The organism is Clostridium sp. CMCC3677 (genome assembly GCF_023845585.1).
GTDB classification, from domain to species: domain Bacteria; phylum Bacillota; class Clostridia; order Clostridiales; family Clostridiaceae; genus Clostridium; species Clostridium aquiflavi.
The window spans coordinates 326,315-346,670 of the sequence record NZ_JAMQHS010000003.1; the positions used below are offsets into that span (position 1 = coordinate 326,315).

Consider the following 20,356-nt stretch of genomic DNA (forward strand, 5'->3'; position numbering starts at 1 on the left):
TTTAAGAAATTTACTTATTAAATAATTATTGTTCTTATACTAACAAAACAATGGTATCATAAGTTGACCTAAATAATTTATTAAAGATAAGTCCTCTTGTGTATATTCCCTCTTATTCACTGAAATAGAGACATATATAATTCCTATTACTTCTCCATTATATATTATTGGTGTTATACACAGTGATTTCCAATCATGTATTCCAAAACATTTATCTACATATGAGTTATCCCAATCAATTAAATAATACCCCTTAGCATTATTAATAGCTTCCTCTATTAAAGTCATATTAAGCTTTTCTCTATCATTAATTTTATCTTCTTTAATTTTCTCGTTATAAATCTTTGCTATTTTCTTATTCTTTACAATAAATGCTGTAGCAAATTCCGAACCAGTTATTTGAATTATCTTTGAAAGAAATTTATATATTTTATCTTCTTTACTACTTTTATTGGTTAATAATTCAAGTATATCTTTTATTAGTGGAACTAACTTATTATCGTTATTATACTTAAATGGTAATATACCCTTAGATATATTTATATTATTACTTAATACTTCTATATTATCATTCCATATAGTTGTTTTATTTTTTCCTTGAGCTTTAGATGTATATAATGCTTGATCCGCCATTTTTATTAAATCTTCTGAATTTGAAGAATGTTTTAAATAAACTGATATTCCTAAACTAATAGTCACTTTTCTTTTTTCACCTAAAATCTTAGCACACTCAACTTTATTTCTTATTCTTTCTGAAAACAAATATGCATCCTCTTCACTTTTTTCAGGTAAAAGTATAATAAATTCTTCTCCTCCATATCTTACAAATACATCTTCTTTAGATAAGCATTTTTTAACTTCCTGTGTTAGTTTTATTAAAACTTCATCTCCTGTTTGATGACCATATCTGTCATTTACTCCTTTAAAATCATCTATATCAAAAATAATTAATGAAAATTCCTTTCCTTTTGAATAAGAGTCATCTATTAAATCACAAAAAGCTTTTTCAAGATATTTTCTATTATACACTCCTGTAAGTTTATCCAATGTAGAACTTATCATTAACTTATATTGATCTAATAAAAACATTACAAAAGGCATTAAATTTTTAACCTTAATTTTTGAATTAGAATTTATATTATTTATAGCATTATTTGATATTAAAATAAGTTTTCCATTAATACATTCATTGTTAGTAATAAATTTTCTTTTATTTCTAAACTTTATATACATACATGCTTGAATTCCATCTCTAAGCATTTCGTAATTCATTTTACTTTTATTATTACAATCATTAGATATAATCACTATTTCTTTGTTAGGATTTACTTTTAATGAAAAATATTTTAAAATTTCTTTTTTATCTTCTATTCTATATTCACATATAACTTCATTTTCTCCAAAATTATTTTCAATTGTAAGTAATGCCTTATCTGATAGTGTTATTCTTGCAATATATTTTAATAAATTTTCTAAATTTTTTACTATATTATTTGAAAAATTACTTAGTATTTCATATATATTACTTTCAAAATTGCAATAATAATTACTATAGTGCTTTTGCATAATATAAAAAAATTCTTTGTTTAATAACAATTTACTAATTTTTAATTCATCTAATAATTCATTTATTTTAAAATCAACATCTATACAATTTAGTTTATTTAAATTTAGTTTTATCCCCATGTTTTCCACTAATATTTTTCTAAATTTATTATAAACAACTAAAAACATACTATTATTAATATATTGTATCTTATATTTTTCAGGTAATGAATTTATTATATTTATGAATATATTAATAGATTCATAATAATAATTTATTGCCAGCTCTTGAAATCCTTTACTTTTATATTTTTCAGCTATTGAGCAATATACCATTGCTTTTACTTCTTGATTTCTACTAAACTTAATTACTTTTAAAGCATCCTTAATTAAATTATTATAATCATTATCTTTTGATAAGTATAATGCTAAAAAAATATATCCTAATTGATTATCATATTCCTTTGGGCATTCTTTTATATTAAGAAATAATTCTCTTGCTAATTCTTTATATCCTAAAAATAATATACTTACTACACTGCCTATTAACATTCCTTCTTTAGTAACAGGATTTGTTAAACTAATCAATTCATCCTTTAATAATTGAAAAGTTCTTTTTACGTCATTTTCATTTTTACAATTAATAATGCATAATTGGTAGTATTGGCTCTTTATTTTACTAAACTCCGTCCCTTTGTAATCATTTATTATTTTATTAATTGCACTTAATTCTTTAAATGCATGTTTAAAATTATATATTCTACAATTATACAAGGCTTCTGTAGATTTAATAGTAAGCATATCTAATTCTGATACTTGTATTCCTTTTTTCAACTCAGAAATTAATTCATAGTAATTAGATGCTAATTTTGTTTTTCCTAATCTACAATATACCCAACATAGTAGAGTACAAATTCTAAGAATATATCTATCCAATCCATTTTCTCTGGCAATTTCTAATGCTATTAGCAAATTTTCACTAGCTTTATTATATTTGAATATTTCTATGTTCATTTTAGCTATGTGTATTAAACTTGAAACTTCTTTTTTATAAACCTTATATTTAGTACTTAATTTTCTAATATCTATAAGACTTTTTAAAATATCATCTATATTTTTTCCAATTTCATTATTAATAACTTCACAATTTATTTTAGTAGTTAATAATCCTGCATAATTATTTTCCATTTCAAATACATTCATAGATTCATTCAATAACTTTTTAGCTTCACTATACTTTCCTTCTGAAATAAATATACTGCTTAGTAATAATTTTGCACAAGCATATACCCCTACTGTAATATTGCTATTTTTACAAATCTCAAAAACTTTCTCTATATATTTCACCGATAAAGCTTTTTTGCTCTCTATTTTAGCTACTAATGCAAGTGCATAATAATAATATGCTTCACCTTTAGAATAATCTATGTTATTTAAAAGATTTCTTACTACTTTTAATGGATACGTTAAATCTATAGGCTTGTATTCTTTTGAAGTTATTATTATCATCCTAAGAAGTACATACGCTTGTAGCTCTTTTTGATCATTATTCATAGCATCTATATTCGCTTTATTGAAATAATTATATGCCTCTTTATCTTTTCCTACTTTTTCATTTAACTTTCCAATACTTATTGCAATTCTTGTTTTTTCATTGCATTCCGCACAGCTTAATGCCTTTTTATAATAATATATAGATTTAAACGTATCTCCATAATCATCAAACTTTTTTCCACATTTTAAACTATATTCTATCAATTTTTCTTTTTGATTAGATTTTTCTAGTTGATTTAAATATTCATCCAAATATTCTTGGGTATTCTTTAATATTTTTTCTAAAAAATAGCAAGAATCAGTATGCATTGTTAAACTTTTTTCTTTAGGCATCTTAGAATAAATTATTTTTTTCACTAAATCATTATAAAAATCTACTCTAACCCCAGAATCACTTATTTTATCAATTAATAATCTATTTTTCTTTAATTTATAATATATATTTTTTCTTTTATTATCTAAAATTACATATGAAAATATCAAAGTTTCAGATAATGGCATTTGAAATATTGATAACCTTTCCAATATTTCAAGTTCTTCATTATTTAAATTTAATATTTTATTTTCTAATATTTTTTCTACGCCTTTAGGAATAACAATATTATTTACATCAATCTTGCTTCTCCATCTTCCATCATCTCTAGATAAATATATAATTCCATCTTTATATAACTCTTCTATGGTTTTGCTAATAAATTGTGGCTTTCCTAAGGTTTCAGAATATATCTTCATACAAAGTTCACCTATACTCTTGTGATAATTCAACATATTCTTTACCATTTTGCTAGTATTATAATTATTAAAATAATTTACTGCAACTTCTTCATAATTTGGCAGTGATCTAATAAACTTCATATATTCTATCATTTCACAATCAAAATCTTCTTCATTAGTAGACATTATAATCATTATATTTTCTAATTTCTTTCTTAATAAGCACATATATTTAAAGAATAATTTAAATACTTCACTAGTTTTTTCAATATCATCTATTAAAATAATTAACATATTATTTAAAGTATATTCATGTAAAAGAGTACAAACTCTATTGATAATTTTAAGCGTATTTTCATCATTAATTACTTTATCTTCCAAAAGCATATCTATAAATTTTTCTAAATACGTTCCATATTTATCCTTTAAATATTTATCTAAATTGTTGTATATATTTTTAATAGTAACAATAAAATTAGTGCTAGAACATATATTATCTATTATTAAGTATGAATTTTCTCTCTTATTACCAATATATTTACTAGATATCTTTCGTTTAATTTCCTTTAAAGTTGTAGTCTTACCATTGCCTTGTTCCCCTTTAAAACATATTATTTTATATTTAAGTTTATTTTCAGATATATGCTTAAATCCTAATTCTATCTTCTTTATCTCATCTTCCATTCCAATTATATCTAAATCTGTTTGAACTTTATCTAATGCTTCAAATATAAATATACTATAGTTCTTATTTAGTTTTTTATTTATACATTTAATAAAATCAGTTATTTTAGGAGCTTTATTGAATGATAATATTTTATCTATAGAATTGTTTCCTTTAAAATATCTCTTTAACTCAACATCATTAAATAAGTTTTTAAACAAATATAATATGTCCTTTATATTATCCTTTTGACTTGATTGATCTTCTAACTTATCAATGTTATAAGGATAAGGTAATGATTTCACTCCTAATAGATTATTTTCTCTAAATTTACTTATTTCATATTGTAATAAATTTTTTATCTTTATGCTTACTTTATTATCATCATTTGAAACTATAATTATATCCTTCATGCTTAAGTCATCAAATATATACCCTTTAATATTTAATGTATTAACCGCTGCACATAATTCCATAAAAATATCTAGTTTTTCATTAAATGAACATTTATTTAAATAAACTTCAGTATCTATTTGCGTATCTATATATTCTGTTACATATCCATAGTTTAATTTATCTAAATTTATCCCATCTATATTTTTTATTACTTCTATATCTAATATATTAACCACATTTTTAAAGTTTAAATTTTTTATTGTCTTAAACTTACTTAATAAATATTCTCTGCAATTTTCATATTCAACATTATCTTGAAAAATATATAAATTATATATTTTATTATTACGTATATTGATAACCTTATATATATAAAAATTTTCATTAACATCTATAGATCCATTAATAGAATATTTTTTATTTAAAGTCTTCAAGTAAGTTCACCTCTTTACTGTTTTTACATATAAAACTATATATTTAATTTTATAATTTTATTTTTCATTTAATGTGTGAATATAAGAAATAAACATTATTTATATTTATCTTAAAAGACTATTTATAAAATGAGAACTTTCCCTTCTATAAATAGTCTTATCTAATAAGCAAAATCAAATATATCTCACCAAATTTATACATATATTCCATATACCTGTAATTTTATCATTTACCTAAATACAATTCAACAAAAAACATATATTTAATATTATATAAATATTTTTAATATATTAGGTAAATAATATTATTGTGAATATGTATTGAAGGTGATTTTATGAAATTTAACAAATTTAACAGATTATTTATTTTATTATTAGCATTTATTCTGATAACTAATTTAAATAGCAAAGTAGCTTATGCAGAAGATGAATCGAAAACTAATAAAGTTATATACTTAACTTTCGATGATGGACCAGCCAGTAAAGTTACAGAAGATGTTCTAGATATTTTAAAGGAAGAAAAAATACATGCAACATTTTTTTTAATAGGAGAACAAGTTAAGGGTCAAGAAGATTTAGTAAAAAGAATTTATGATGAGGGACACTCTCTAGGTCTGCATAGTATGACTCATAAAAAAAATAATTTATATTCTTCTAATGAACATTTTTTAAAAGAAATGTTAGAAACTCAAGAATTAATAAATTCTATTGTTGGAATAAAACCTAATATTCTAAGATTTCCATTTGGATGTAACAATAATAGTTATAAGTTGTGTAAATCCATGATTGATTTACTTCATGAAAATAACTTGAAAATATATGATTGGAATGTCGATAGTGGTGATGGTGCTAACCATTCATCTGCTCCTAGTACATTTATAAAGAACTCTAGAAGTGATAAAGAACAAGTAGTTTTATTAATGCATTGCGGATATATTAGTAAAAATTCAGTTAAAGCTTTACCAGAAGTGATTAAATATTATAAAAATAATGGGTATGAATTCAAAGCTATTACAGAAGATACTCCTGAAGAATATCACATTATTAAATAGGAATTTTTAAGTTTAACTAAATCAAAATTAAAAACATCTATATTATTGAAAAATCAATCAATAATATAGATGTTTTTTTATTTACTATAATTTAAGCATATGCTTTAGTTGTTGATACAGTTCTTGCAACTATTTTATACATTACATATCCAGCAAATGCATTCAAAGCTGTTGTCGGTAATACTACTGCCATAAATAGTATCCCAAATGAAGCTCCTCCTGGTAAACCCGCTGTCAACATTAATACTGTTAAAAATATTGTTCCACTCACTAAAGTTCCAACAGATAGCAATATTATTATTTGTATATTCTTTTTAACCCTTTCTCTTAAAGGAATTAGCACTAAATACATAATATTACATGTAATAAATTTATCTGCAATATTAGGCAATTGACCTCCTGGTGTTTTGCTAGTTAAAGCTGTAAATATTCCTACTATAAGCCCACAAATTATTGTAGTTTTATAATCTTTATTATAAACAATTATTATAAATAACATAGCTAATGCAAAATCTGGTTGCATTGGTAACCCTAGTGCTGGTGTAAGTTGATGTAAAATTACTCCTATTGCTATTAAAATTGCATTTGTAATCATTCTTTTTGTATTCATTTTAATTCCCCCATTTTTTATATCAATTAATATTCAAAGTCTTTAAATACAATTCCTTTCACAACATAACTACCACACCCCATACAATTTAATTTTTAAGTAGCTAGTATCTATAAGTCACATTCAAATAAATAAAAAAAACCGTCCTATATATATAAATATATATAGGACGGATATTATCCGCGTTGCCACCTAAATTGCATAAATAAAAATGCCTCTCTTTTTTTGATACTAACATATCTCATTCGCTATAACGTGCGACTTACGGCTCAACTACTCTCTAAAAGATTTCATATTGCTCCTCAAAGGCCCATTCATCATTAGCATTAGTACTGAAATTTCACCATCTTCAGCTCTCTTAAACTTAGCACCTGATTACTATCCCTCTTCTTAGGATTTGTATTATTAATATATATATTATCCCCTTTTTACACATTTGTCAATTTTATTTAGAAATTTCTTTGCATATCATATTTTTAATTTTTTCAAATCTTTCTGGCTTACTATAATAGTATCCTTGTACCACATCACAAGAAATTCCCTTCAAATAATCTACTTGTTGTTTTGATTCTACGCCTTCTGCTATTACTTCTATTCCTAATTGATGTGATAAATTAATAATATTTTCTATTATGCACTTATTTTTTGAATTCTTTTCTAAGTCAACCACAAAAGTTCTATCTATTTTTAATGCATCTATAGGAAGTTTAGTTAAATAATTAAGAGATGAATATCCCGTTCCAAAATCATCTAATGCTATACTTATTCCCAAATCTCTAATTTCATTAAGAATTTTTATATTTTTATCAAATGATTTCATTAGCATACTTTCAGTAATTTCCACTTGAATATAATTAGGATTAACTCTATATTTATATATAAATTTCTTTAAATCTAATACAATACTATCTTCTCTTAGCTGCATTTCTGATAAATTTACTGCCATCTTAAAATTTAAGTAACCTTCATTTATTAATATTCTTACCTTTTTAAAAACTTCTTCTAATACAAAACTTCCAATTGGAATAATCATTTTAGTATTTTCTGCTATTGGTATAAATTCATCTGGACTAACAACTCCCATATCATTACTATTCCATCTTACCAAAGCCTCAAAACTTCGTACTAAAAAATCATCCAAAGTAACCTTAGGTTGAAATACTATAAATATCTCTTTATTATCTAATGCATATCTTAATCCCTTTTGTAATGAATATACTCTATTTAATTCAAGTGATATTTTATCATTAAAAAAATTATATTCATTTTTTCCATTTCCTTTTGCTACATACATAGCAGCATCTGAATTTTTTAATAGTGTATCAAAATCCACACCATTATATGGATACAAAGATGCTCCTATACTCACACTAACATATACCTCTTTCTCATCTATTATTATAGATTCATCAAAAGACTTAACTATTTTTCTACATAAAATACTTATTTCATTTAAATCAATAATGTCTGGAATAAATATTAAAAAAGTATCTCCACTATATCTACATACTAGATCACGTTCTGAAACCAAAGATAATATTTTATTAGCAGCTACTTTTAATGCTACATCTCCAAATTCATGTCCAAAAGATTCGTTTACATATTTAAAATTATCTAAGTTAAGCATTAACATAGCACATTGAACTTGTTCTTCTTTACATTCTTTTAAAAATCCCATTACAGTTCGTTTAAAATAATAACAATTAGGAAGTTCTGTTGTTCTATCACATTCAATTAATGATGTTATTTTTTGATTAATGAAATACTCTTCAGATAATTCTTTATATAAAAGGTCTATCTCGGAAATCCAATAATTAGAATCCAAATTTTCAAAACAATAATGTATTCCCATTAAAGTATACCCATCATATTTCTTAACTACCTTCCCCACAAAGATGAAATATAGAATATTATTATTATTTTTTATTCTATAATGAGTTACTAGATGCTTTTTAGAATCATAAATTTTTTTTAAGTCTTCTTTGAATATATCTTTTATTTTATTTAAATCTTCTAGATATATATAATTTAAAAATTGATTAATTTTCTTATTGTCTATTTCATAATCCTCTAAAAAATCAACTATTTTATAGTCAAATGTCAATTCATCCTTTAATGGATTCCAGAACATAGTTATTCCATTAATATCTAAGTGATTAAATAAATCCTTGTAATTAAAATTTAATTTTTCTATATTCATAATTAACATTCCCTCATCAAATAATTATTTTAATTACTTGTCATCATCTGCCCTGCTGTCTTTTTTATCATTTACTAAAGATAAAACTAAAGCTGTAGTAGCTGCAAGAACACCCATAATTTTTCCGTATTTTTTTAAGTTCATCATTCTTTCCTCCTACTCTTTTTATTTTATTATACCTAATTTTTAACTAAAATGCTTTAAATTGATTATGTAATTTATTATATTCATATCCGATGCTTTTACATCTATGTACTATATCTTCTTCTTTTAAATCCAAATCATAACAAAGTGATTGTAATGAATCATAATTATCTCTTAATTTCATATTCATAATACTAACCAATAAATTAGCATCCATACTTATTACATCTTCTCTATTCATCTTCATCATTCCTTTATAGATATTTTATTTTTATTTATAATATACTTTTTATTCTATTATTTTATATAATTACTTTCAATTACTCCGCCCACTTTGCTTATGCATATGTCAACACCCTGCTAAAACAGATCTATATTAAAAAGGTTGTCAAAATTAAGACAACCTCTATTTATTCTTCGTCATATACATCTAAAAATGAATATTTTTTATTTCCTTTTTGCCATCCTAGTATTGAATCCATACTAACATTTTCAGCAGATTTAAATATAGACTTATCTACACCATCAAAATTTTGTTTTAATTGTGCAATTAGATCCTTTATTTCATATCTCTTATTGCCTGTTCTTTCTGCTGCTACCATACATGCACAATTTAACGGAGCAATTCCAGTACTTTTAATAAATTTCTTTATGTATTCTTCTTCAATATAATACATTGGTCTTATTAATTCTAAATTTTCAAAATTTGCTGATTTAAGCTTTGGTAGCATTGTTTTGAAATTACCACCATATAATATATTTAATAAAGTTGTTTCTATAACATCATTATAATGATGTCCTAATGCTAACTTATTGCATCCAAGCTCTTGAGCTTTATTATAAAGAGAACCCCTTCTCATTCTAGCGCATAAATAACATGGGTAATCCTTAGCCATTTTATCAACTACATCAAAAATTCCTGATTCATAAATAGTTATTGGAATATTTAAATATTCACAGTTATCTAATAACAATTGTCTTATATGTGGATGATATCCTGGATCCATAGCTATAAATTCTACTTCAAAATTCATTTGACCATGTTTTTGAAGTTCTTGAAATAATTTTGCCATAAGAATACTATCTTTTCCTCCTGATATGGCTACTCCAATTTTATCTCCTTCTTGAATAAGTTCGTAATTCTTAATTGCTTTTACAAACTTAGACCAAACATGTTTTCTATATGTTTTTACTATACTTCTTTCAATATCTTTTAATGGCTTTTTTTCTTCATCCGGTATAATAGTCGGACAACCTTTACCTGCTATACTATTCATAATATACACCTCATTTTTTCATAGTAATTATAACATCATTTATATAAATTTAAAAATAATTATTTTTACAAACCTTTATAATTATCGACTAATTAATCAACAAATTTTTAACATTATTCATTATTTAATTAACAATGAAAATTACTACAATTAGTATAATTTTTGCATTATTAGGATGAAACTATACTAATTTTGATGATTATTTTCTTAATAACCTTTTAATTTTTATGTAAAAGTTTAAACTTAGATAAATTTTTAACAATTTCTTATTGAATATTTTTGGAAACATGATAAAATTACATTGTCGGTATTCTTAATAAAGAAACTGAACAGAAAAACTAATAATTAAATTTTTCTGAATTATATCCTTATTAAATATGGGAATAAGAACGGAGGCATTTTATGGAAAGAATTAATGTAAAAACAAAATTTTCAACTAGAAAAATGGCTATGGTAGGTATGCTATCTGCTATCTCTATTTTTTTAGGCTTAACAGGATTAGGATTTATTCCAATACCACCTGTTAAAGCTACTATCATGCATATACCTGTTATCATAGGTGCAATTATTGAAGGACCTGTTGTTGGTGCTTTAGTTGGTGGAGTGTTTGGATTATTTTCAATGTACCAAGCGTTTACAGCTCCAATGCCAACATCATTTATATTTTGGAATCCTATAATTGCAATATTACCTAGAGTTCTAATTGGGATAGTATCATACTATGTTTATACATTCTTAAAAAATAAAATTAAAAATAAAAGTATTAGTATTGGTACTGCTGCTATACTAGGAACGCTAACTAATACAATTGGTGTTATGGGCTTAACATATATTATTTATTTAGAAAAATACGCTCATGCATTAGGAATTAGTAGACAAGCTGCTACTATAGGAATTGGTAGTGTTATTACACTTAATGGTTCTATAGAAGCTATTGTAAGTGCTTTGATTTCAGTTCCAGTAATAATGACAATATTAAAAATAAATAGGAATAATTAATTTCAATATTAAATAAAAAAAACAATGGTGTAAAATAACTATATCTTTTTACTATCATTGTTTTTTTGTTTATTAGAACAAAATCGCCAAGGCGACTTTAGAGCCGTGGATTTTTTTAGCCATGCACCCTTTCCAAACGCAGTGAAGGAATAATGGTGCGGCATATGCATAAGTAAAGCTGGACATGTAATTAAAATCTAGAGGAGGTATTTTTTATGGAAGAAATTAAATTTTGTGATATAGATGGTATAAAGCTAGGACATGCTGAAAATAAAGAAGGTGGAACTGGGTGTTCTGTTGTCATCTGTGAAAATGGTGCAACTGGTGGAGTTGATGTTCGTGGCGGTTCACCTGGTACAAGAGAAACCGATTTATTAAATCCAATGGAAATGGTAGATAAAATTCATGCTGTTGTGCTATCTGGCGGAAGTGCTTTTGGCCTGGATGCTTCTAGTGGTGTAATGGAATATTTAGAAAATAAAAATATTGGCTTTGATGTAACTGTTGCTAAAGTTCCAATAGTGTGTCAAGCAGTTTTATTTGATTTAGCATTTGGTGATTCTAAAATACGTCCAAATAAAGAAATGGGAATTAAAGCTTGCTTAAATTCAGAAGAATACTATGATGATATAAACGGTAATATAGGTGCTGGATTTGGTGCAACCGTAGGAAAGTTTTTAGGACCAGATTTTTCAATGAAAGGTGGTCTAGGTACATATGCTGTTAAAATTGGACCTTTAGAAGTTGGTGCAATTGTAGCTGTCAATTGTCTTGGTGATGTAATTGATCCACAAAATTTAAATATAATTTCTGGTGCATATGATCGCAAAAATAATAATTTTTTAAATACAGAAAATTTATTATTGTCTAGCTTATATAATCCTATTAATCCATTTAAAGGGAATACCACTATTGGAATAATTGTTACTAATGCAAACTTTACTAAAGCAGAAGCAAATAAAGTCGCTTCTATGGCTCACAATGGCTATGCTAGAACAATGTATCCAGCTCACACTATGTTTGATGGAGATACAATATTTACAATGTCAACAAATAAAGTTAAATCTGATGTTACTACTGTTGGGATGATAGGCGCTAAAGTAATGCAAGAAGCTATTCTAAGAGGTGTTAAATCTGCAAAATCATTATTTGGAGTACCTAGTTTTCAAGATATAAATAGATAAATTTAACATTATTATCGAATTTTATTAACGTATGTAGTTTTTTGGATTTTATAATTAATTTTTACTAATATTCCTCTCATTACATAGAGTATATTTTTTGATATGGCACAAAATAATACTGCAAAGCAGAAAAGCTTAGCAAATAAAATTATTTTATAATTAGATTAAAGGAGGAATATATTATGGCAAATTCATTAGTACCAGAAGCAAAAAACGGGTTAGCAAAATTCAAAAATGAAGTAGCAAATGAAATGGGTGTTCCATTTACTGATTACAATGGTAACCTTTCTTCTAAGCAATGTGGAAGCGTTGGTGGAGAAATGGTTAAGAGAATGGTACAACAATACGAATCTGGCATAAAATAGTATTCTGACTGTGTACCAAAAGAGGAGATAGATATACTCTAATATTAATAAATTAATATATGACTTTTCATTTTAAATATAGGATTATGAAAAACTGAAATTTTTCAGATAAAACAAATTCTCATTTAAAATAAATCATATATAAAATAATTTATTAAACATAAAAGGAGTATTCTATCTCCTTTTACATTTTATTATTATAAGGCTGTGTTTTAATTTTAGCAAAGTGTTGATATATGTATAAGTAAAATTGTACAAATGCCACTTTTACCTATTGCATATATCAACACTTATTTAAAACAGAGCCTATTATAAAGTTTGTAAAGATAATTTAAATAAGAAATTCTAACTTCACGAATTATATTATTAAAATATTTTTAATAAATAAAACTTAATTATTTACAGGTTTCAATATTATTTCTTCATTGGCTCCATCAACTACTACTTTAGATCCATAAATTAAATCTCCTTTAATTATCATTCTTGCAAGACTATTTTCTAAAGTATTTTGAATATATCTTTTAAGAGGTCTTGCCCCGTATATTGGGTCATATCCTTCTTTAGCCATTATTGATTTAGCTGAATCAGTAACTTCTAGTTCTATATTCTTATCTTTTAATCTGTTCTTAACTTCATTTAAAAATATATTTATAATTTTCTTTATTCCATTTTCAGATAGTGGTTTAAACATAATTATATCATCAACTCTATTTAAGAATTCCGGTTTAAATCTTAATTTTAATTGATTTATTACATCTTCTTTTATACTTGGTTCAATATAATTCTCACTTTTATTCTCTAATAAATAATTACTACCTATATTAGAAGTCATTATAATTATAGTATTTTTAAAATCTACTGTTTTTCCTTTATTATCAGTTAATCTACCATCATCTAAAATTTGAAGGAATATATTAAATACATCATCATGTGCTTTTTCTATTTCATCAAAAAGTACTACACTATATGGATTTCTTCTTACTGATTCTGTTAGTTGTCCGCCTTCATCATAACCTACATATCCTGGAGGCGCTCCAACTAATCTTGATACTGAATGTTTTTCCATGTATTCTGACATATCGATACGAATAATATTTTCTTCTGAATCAAATAAATTTCTAGCTAAAGTTTTTGCAAGTTCTGTTTTACCTACTCCTGTTGGTCCTAAAAAGATAAATGATCCTATTGGTCTATTAATATCTTTAAGCCCTGCTCTAGCTCTAAGAATTGCATTTGTAACAGACTCAATAGCTTCGTCTTGACCTATTACTCTTTTGCTCATCTCGTCTTCTAATCTTAAAAGTTTTTCTCTTTCACCTTCAAGAATATTACTTACAGGTATTCCAGTCCATTTAGATAAAATTTGTGAAACTTCCTCTTCTGTAACTTCTTCTTTTAAAAGAGCACCTTCATAATTTTCTTTAACTTCTAATTCTACATTTTTAAGCTTTTCTTCTAATGCAGGAATTTTACTGTATTGAATTTCAGCTACCTTGTTGTATTCATAATTTCTTTGAGCAGCTTCTAATTCTCCTCTAGCTTCATCTAGTTCTTCTTTAATATTTTTTAAAACAACTATATGCGCTTTTTCTTTTTCATATTTAGCTGTCATCTCATCATTTTCTTCTTTTAATCCAGCTAATTCTTTTTCTAAATCTGTTAATCTATTTTTAGACCCTTCATCTTTTTCTTTTGATAATGCTTCTTTTTCAATTTCAAGTTTAAATATTTTTCTTCTTATTACATCTAACTCTGTTGGTAGAGAATCTATTTCTGATCTTATCATGGCACCTGCTTCATCAATCAAATCAATAGCTTTATCTGGTAAATATCTGTCTTGAATATATCTATCTGATAATTTTGCAGCTGATACTATTGCCGAATCATGTATTCTTATACCATGATGTATTTCAAACCTTTCTTTTAATCCTCTTAATATTGAAATTGTGTCTTCAACAGTAGGTTCTTCTATTATTACTGGTTGAAATCTTCTTTCTAGAGCCTTATCTTTTTCAATATATTGTCTATATTCATCAAATGTTGTTGCACCTATACAATGAAGTTCTCCTCTTGCAAGTAATGGCTTAATTAAGTTACCTGCATCCATAGCTCCATCAGTTTTACCTGCACCAACAATAGTATGAATTTCATCTATAAATAAAATTATTCTACCTTCACTATTTTGAACTTCCTTTAAAACAGCTTTTAATCTTTCTTCAAATTCACCTCTATATTTGGCCCCTGCTATTAATGATCCCATATCTAAAGAAAATATAATCTTTTCTTTTAGACCCTCTGGTACATCACCTCTAACTATTCTTTCAGCTAGCCCTTCAACTATTGCTGTTTTACCCACACCTGGTTCACCTATAAGAACAGGATTATTTTTTGTTCTTCTTGATAGAATTCTTATAGCTCTTCTTATTTCTTCATCTCTACCTATAACAGGATCTAATTTATGCTTTTTAGCTAACTCTACTAAATTAGTTCCATATTTAGCTAATGCATCATAAGTTCCCTCTGGGTCTTGAGTATCAACTCTTTGACTTCCTCTAACTTCTGATAAAACTTTTAAAAATTTATCCTTAGTAAGGTTATATTTATTTAATAATTTAGCCACTTCTCCATTTTTATCAATATCCATTATAGATAACATTAAATGTTCAACACTTATATAAGAATCTTCGAATTTTTTTGATATTTCTTCTGCTTTAATTAAAATTTCATCTACTTTTCTTGTGATATATACTCCTGAATTTGATGCACCTTCACCTAAAACTTTAGGCATTGAATCAATTATTTTATTTAAATTATCTTTTAAAGATTTTACTTGAATACCCATCTTAGTAAAAATATTAGGTACTAAACCATCTTCTTGATTAACCAGAGCAGAAAAAACATGAATTACATCTATTTGTTGGTGATTATATTTAACTGCTATAATATTGGCATCACTTAAAGCTTGTTGTACTCTTAATGTCATTTTTTCTATATTCATTCTTCTTGCCTCCCCTATTTATTTTCACTATATATTTTCTTCTTTAAATATATAATAATACAAAGGTCAAAGAAAGTCAAAGTATATTTAAAAAATAAAAAAAGTTCTATTAAATTGGATTTTTAATAGAACTTTTTAATGACATTATTTTTTTACGCCTCAACTTCCAATGATAAATAAGGCTTATTTCTATTTCTGGAATAAGAAAATATACTTATACAATTCTCTACATCTTCCATTCCTGTTAATGTTAATCCAAAATTTTCTTCATAATAATTAAACCACTTGTTTACCATTTCAGAAACATCTACACTTAGAAAATGCTCATCTTTATTTCCTTCAATAATTAAGAAATTACCTGTGTATTCATAACTAGGTGCGTTATTCCAATTAACTGCTAAAGGATTATATTCTTCAGTATTATTATTTAAGAAAACTTTATTTCCAGAAACCTGTCTAAAATTATATATATTTTTTTCTACACATAAATTCAATGTTGCAGATTTTATCTTATAGGTGTTTAATATTTTATCCTTTATATCAAACATCATTAGTGTCCTAAAAACGTTACCATCAGTTCCTACTACATTTCCTACTGGTAAATACTTATTTTCATAAAAATTTTCTTCATTAAATCTTCTACTAATCACAGATATAGATGAAGGGTAAACAGAAATAAATTTCATTAAACCGCTCCTTTAAAATTATCTTTCTTAATCTATATCTATGAAGATATTTAACTTTTAATTCACATTATCAAAATTATTATATATGTAAAAATAACACATTTATGTTATTTAACATAAGTGTGTTAAATTTAGCTTAATATTTAACGGCAGTGAAAGATACCCCTTAATTTTTTTATATTCTTTTATCCACAAAAAAGCTAAATTAAAATATTTTAACGAATCAGATACAGATCCTAGTTTATAATACATATTTCCCATATCTATATATCTTTCCTTACGTTCTTCTTTAGTACCTGATTTAAATAAAGCATCTAATGCTATATTCATATATTTTTCAGCTTGTACATAATCTCCTAATTTCTGAAGTATTGTACCCTTTAAATAATATGATTTCTTTAATAAAGATATATTATCAGTAGAAATTGCAATATTTAAAGATTCATCTGCTATTTTAGATGCAATTTCAAATTCTGAATTCTTTACTAAAATTTTAGTACAAGAATTTAAAAACTCTACATATTTTTCTTTATTATGATGTGGGAATGTCTTTATTCCCTCTTCTATTTCTTTTATGGCTTTCTCTCTATCATTTATTTGAAAATAATATTTACCATAATCACCTCTAGATAATGCTAAATTTATAGGATTATGTTTTTGATATTCAAAAGCTTTAATTTTAAAGTCTTCAGCATAATCTTTATTTAACTTAATACACAAAGTCGCATATGCATGATATATTTTTCCCTTATTTAAGTCACTATTTATTTTATCAATATCTTTAATTACTATTGATAAAAGTTCATATGCTTCTTCATATTTATTTAATCTTTGATAACAAATAGCTTCATTATATAAGATTAAGCAGTACTCTTCCCGATCTATTTTTTTATTTTCTTGATTTAAAATTTCTCTTAATTTATTATAATAAGCTATTGATTCTAAATACTCTTTATTTTCATATAAGTATCTAGCCATATCTTTAAAATATACTAATGTATTTTCAACATTATTATTTTTTTGATACAAATCATAATATTGAGAAACTATTAATTGAATATTTTCAACTTTACTTTGTTCAACATAATAAGTAAATAGTATATGTATTAATTCAAAAGCTAAATCATTATATTTATATTTCAAAGCATATTCTAAATTATATTTCAGCTTATTTTCACACTCTGAATCCGAAGACAATGTCTTTTTTATTAATTCTAAGTTATTTAATATTTGATCATATACATCTTGTATTAAATAATTTAGTTCAATTCCTATTTTCTCTGATATATATTCTAATAGTTCTTTATCAGCCTTAACTTTTCCATTTTCTATACAACTCATTTTAGAAATTGAAATTTTAGTTCCACATAAGTCTTTTAATGTAATACCTTTAAAAATTCTAGCCCTTTTTATTTTTTCCCCTGTAGATAATATTTCCACTTACATCACCCATTTATATTTATTGATTCATTATATAATATGAATTAATTTTATTTTATTAATCCTAACTCTTCAAAAAATTTAATTCCTTCATTTAAATAATTACTTGCTCTATTTTCATCTTTTTTATCCATAAAATGCTTACCTATTTTCATAGCTATTTCGCCTGCTTTTAATAAATCTTTGCTTTCTTTAGCTTTAGCATATGCTTCCATGATCATTTTTTCAGCATTTTCATATTCTTCTGATATATTAAAAATTATATATTGTATTAATTTACATTCTATTAATCTACTAAAATCATTTGGGTCTATAACTTTATCCATTTGTTCTACTATTTTTCTGCATTCTTCTATATTTTTAAGTTTTAGATGTGATTTACATATGTCTATTAAAACATCTACTTCATTTTCAAATTCATTTTGATTAATTACCTTTTTAGATATTTCATAATGCTTAAACGACTCTTCTAAATTATCTAATTCATAAAATAATTTACCTAAGTTATGTTCAATTTCTACTACACTCTTTTTGTGTTCTATTTTTCTATAGACTTCTAATGCTTTTTTAGAATATGCAGTAGCTTTCAATAAATCTCCTCGTTTATTGAATTCTTCAGCTAAAACAAGCAGTGTTTTGGCATAACCTTTATCACTATAAGTTCTTTCTAATTTCTTCTTGGCAACATTTGAATATTCTAATGCTTTATCTAAATCTTCTATATTAAAATAAGTTCGTGCCATATTATAGTATATTTCTCCTAATAAAAAGTCATCCTCTATGTTATTATCTAAATATACTTTTTCTGCTTGTCTTAAATAACTACTAGCAGAATGATATGCTCTTAAATTTATTGTTATTTTGGCTAAGTTTAAAAACGTTTTAATTATTTCTTCATAATTATTATTTTTAATAAATATAACATTAGAAGATAAGAAAAACTTTTGTGCCATTTGAAAATCTTTTTTATAAACATATATTTGTGCTGTTATAAATAATAATCTTGCTTTTCTATATTCTAAATTATATTTTTCTGAATAATATAAAGCATTTTCTATGTATTTTTGTGCAATGTCATAAATTTCTAATAATATATATGATTCTGCAACTTGTTCATAATAGATGCTTATTTTTTCGGCTTGACTTTCTTCCGACTCCATAAGATGTTCAATACTTATATTTAATGTTGCTGCTAAGTATTCAAGCAAATCCATTGATGGATTTGATCTTCCTGATTCAATTAAACTTATTTGACCAGGAGTTATCCTATTCTTTGCTAAATCTTTTAATGTCATATTTAATTCTTTTCGTCTCGTCTTTATTTTTTCACCCAATGACAGGATTTCCACATTTTTCAACTCTTTTCTATACCAAGAATTATTATATTAATAATTATACCATAAAATCACAATAAACTACACCAAATTATTATTATTTTTCTATTATTTATGTATCTTTTACATTTTTATGCAATATTGATGTAATTACATTATATTTAATATATTTTTTTATTTAACTTTTAATAATATAAATAATATTTAAAAATTTCATTATAAAATATGCTACAAAAATAAAAAGACAAGAAAAAACATTTATTTTTTCTTGTCTTTTTGATAAACATATTTTTATTTCATACAACAATTCATCATATTATCATATGTATCTTCAGCCATATTTCTCATTTTTGTTCCAACTCTTCTCATTTTCTTTTGAGTTCTGCGATCTAAATTAGGCATAAATGCCATTCCTACAGCTGTACTAATTAATGCTCCTGCAACAATTCCCTTAGTAAATTTTCCCATAATAAACACCTCTTACATTTTTTTTGCTATGTTTTAGTATAATGTTTATATATTTAAAACATAGCCATTTTATTATATTAATTGTTCTATAAATAAGTTATGTATTTTTTTAAAATTTACTCCAAGAAATTATTGGTTTATTTTATAATTTGGCTCTGTTTTAAATGCGTGTTGATATATGCAATAGGTAAAGTGGCATTGTAATTGGACTTTGAGAATTGTTAAGTGAGAATCTAAATTTTATATTTAGCTTTTCGAACTTACTCAGCGAAGTCGAGTTTCCTTTTAATAT

The 20,356-nt window shown here is 24.6% G+C and carries 13 protein-coding genes, 1 pseudogene and 1 other annotated feature; of the genes and pseudogenes, 4 read left to right on the forward strand and 10 right to left on the reverse strand.

Translation table 11 applies throughout. The features are described 5' to 3' along the window. Nucleotides 1-39 precede the first annotated feature (39 nt). Nucleotides 40-5,307, reverse strand: a complete 5,268-nt coding sequence (locus tag NG901_RS05375) for a diguanylate cyclase (protein ID WP_252212721.1) — start codon at nucleotides 5,305-5,307, stop codon at nucleotides 40-42. A gap of 335 nt (nucleotides 5,308-5,642) precedes the next feature. Here NG901_RS05375 and NG901_RS05380 point away from each other — a divergent pair, with 335 nt between their 5' ends. Further along, nucleotides 5,643-6,359: a polysaccharide deacetylase family protein gene (locus NG901_RS05380; RefSeq protein WP_252212722.1), complete on the forward strand. Its 717-nt coding sequence runs from the start codon at nucleotides 5,643-5,645 to the stop codon at nucleotides 6,357-6,359. 91 nt (nucleotides 6,360-6,450) lie between these two features. Here NG901_RS05380 and NG901_RS05385 read toward each other — a convergent pair whose 3' ends face one another. From NG901_RS05385 to NG901_RS05400, 4 genes are all read right to left on the reverse strand, one after another. After that, nucleotides 6,451-6,969: a tryptophan transporter gene (locus NG901_RS05385; protein WP_252212723.1), complete on the reverse strand. Its 519-nt coding sequence runs from the start codon at nucleotides 6,967-6,969 to the stop codon at nucleotides 6,451-6,453. A 162-nt stretch (nucleotides 6,970-7,131) separates the two neighbouring features. Next, nucleotides 7,132-7,370 (reverse strand) — a binding site (T-box leader). A 44-nt stretch (nucleotides 7,371-7,414) separates the two neighbouring features. Next, entirely contained in the window at nucleotides 7,415-9,169 is a 1,755-nt protein-coding gene (locus NG901_RS05390) for a putative bifunctional diguanylate cyclase/phosphodiesterase (RefSeq protein ID WP_252212724.1), read from the reverse strand. A gap of 190 nt (nucleotides 9,170-9,359) precedes the next feature. Continuing rightward, nucleotides 9,360-9,554 (reverse strand): DUF4250 domain-containing protein, encoded by a 195-nt coding sequence (locus NG901_RS05395; protein ID WP_252212725.1) that lies wholly within the window; start codon nucleotides 9,552-9,554, stop codon nucleotides 9,360-9,362. 169 nt (nucleotides 9,555-9,723) lie between these two features. Beyond that, the gene (locus NG901_RS05400) at nucleotides 9,724-10,590 is read right to left on the reverse strand and encodes a tRNA 2-thiocytidine biosynthesis TtcA family protein (RefSeq protein WP_252212726.1); all 867 of its coding nucleotides are present in this window, start codon (nucleotides 10,588-10,590) and stop codon (nucleotides 9,724-9,726) included. Between the two features lie 402 nt (nucleotides 10,591-10,992). On the opposite strand from NG901_RS05400, the gene NG901_RS05405 reads away from it, so the two are divergent. The 3 genes from NG901_RS05405 to NG901_RS05415 all read left to right on the forward strand — a co-directional run bounded on the left by NG901_RS05405 (nucleotide 10,993) and on the right by NG901_RS05415 (nucleotide 13,138). Then, nucleotides 10,993-11,589: an ECF transporter S component gene (locus NG901_RS05405; protein WP_252212727.1), complete on the forward strand. Its 597-nt coding sequence runs from the start codon at nucleotides 10,993-10,995 to the stop codon at nucleotides 11,587-11,589. 215 nt (nucleotides 11,590-11,804) lie between these two features. Continuing rightward, nucleotides 11,805-12,773 carry a P1 family peptidase gene (locus tag NG901_RS05410; protein WP_252212728.1) on the forward strand — a complete coding sequence of 323 codons (969 nt, stop codon included), beginning with the start codon at nucleotides 11,805-11,807 and terminating at the stop codon, nucleotides 12,771-12,773. Between the two features lie 182 nt (nucleotides 12,774-12,955). Next, the gene (locus tag NG901_RS05415; protein ID WP_012423416.1) at nucleotides 12,956-13,138 is read left to right on the forward strand and encodes an alpha/beta-type small acid-soluble spore protein; all 183 of its coding nucleotides are present in this window, start codon (nucleotides 12,956-12,958) and stop codon (nucleotides 13,136-13,138) included. Nucleotides 13,139-13,529: 391 nt separating this feature from the next. On the opposite strand, the gene clpB is transcribed toward NG901_RS05415, so the two are convergent. The 5 genes and pseudogenes from clpB to NG901_RS05440 form a co-directional block, all read right to left on the reverse strand. Further along, complete coding sequence (clpB, locus tag NG901_RS05420; RefSeq protein ID WP_252212729.1) at nucleotides 13,530-16,136, reverse strand: ATP-dependent chaperone ClpB; 2,607 nt, start codon at nucleotides 16,134-16,136, stop codon at nucleotides 13,530-13,532. Between the two features lie 152 nt (nucleotides 16,137-16,288). After that, nucleotides 16,289-16,822 carry a DNRLRE domain-containing protein gene (locus tag NG901_RS05425; protein ID WP_252212730.1) on the reverse strand — a complete coding sequence of 178 codons (534 nt, stop codon included), beginning with the start codon at nucleotides 16,820-16,822 and terminating at the stop codon, nucleotides 16,289-16,291. A gap of 175 nt (nucleotides 16,823-16,997) precedes the next feature. Beyond that, nucleotides 16,998-18,262: pseudogene (locus NG901_RS05430) on the reverse strand (transcriptional regulator). Between the two features lie 50 nt (nucleotides 18,263-18,312). Further along, complete coding sequence (locus NG901_RS05435) at nucleotides 18,313-19,611, reverse strand: helix-turn-helix domain-containing protein (protein WP_252212732.1); 1,299 nt, start codon at nucleotides 19,609-19,611, stop codon at nucleotides 18,313-18,315. A 276-nt stretch (nucleotides 19,612-19,887) separates the two neighbouring features. Next, a complete protein-coding gene (locus tag NG901_RS05440; RefSeq protein ID WP_252212733.1) occupies nucleotides 19,888-20,064 on the reverse strand; it encodes a YtxH domain-containing protein in 177 nt (58 codons plus the stop codon). Nucleotides 20,065-20,356 lie beyond the last annotated feature (292 nt).

Excerpts from the sequence above, each read along its gene's own strand:
- NG901_RS05385 (WP_252212723.1), bottom strand. The coding sequence starts at position 6,969 with ATGAATACAAAAAGAATGATTACAAATGCAATTTTAATAGCAATAGGA.
- NG901_RS05405 (WP_252212727.1), top strand. The coding sequence starts at position 10,993 with ATGGAAAGAATTAATGTAAAAACAAAATTTTCAACTAGAAAAATGGCT.
- NG901_RS05380 (WP_252212722.1), top strand. The coding sequence starts at position 5,643 with ATGAAATTTAACAAATTTAACAGATTATTTATTTTATTATTAGCATTT.
- clpB (WP_252212729.1), bottom strand. The coding sequence starts at position 16,136 with ATGAATATAGAAAAAATGACATTAAGAGTACAACAAGCTTTAAGTGAT.
- NG901_RS05415 (WP_012423416.1), top strand. The coding sequence starts at position 12,956 with ATGGCAAATTCATTAGTACCAGAAGCAAAAAACGGGTTAGCAAAATTC.
- NG901_RS05425 (WP_252212730.1), bottom strand. The coding sequence starts at position 16,822 with ATGAAATTTATTTCTGTTTACCCTTCATCTATATCTGTGATTAGTAGA.
- NG901_RS05390 (WP_252212724.1), bottom strand. The coding sequence starts at position 9,169 with ATGAATATAGAAAAATTAAATTTTAATTACAAGGATTTATTTAATCAC.
- NG901_RS05395 (WP_252212725.1), bottom strand. The coding sequence starts at position 9,554 with ATGAATAGAGAAGATGTAATAAGTATGGATGCTAATTTATTGGTTAGT.
- NG901_RS05440 (WP_252212733.1), bottom strand. The coding sequence starts at position 20,064 with ATGGGAAAATTTACTAAGGGAATTGTTGCAGGAGCATTAATTAGTACA.
- NG901_RS05410 (WP_252212728.1), top strand. The coding sequence starts at position 11,805 with ATGGAAGAAATTAAATTTTGTGATATAGATGGTATAAAGCTAGGACAT.
- NG901_RS05400 (WP_252212726.1), bottom strand. The coding sequence starts at position 10,590 with ATGAATAGTATAGCAGGTAAAGGTTGTCCGACTATTATACCGGATGAA.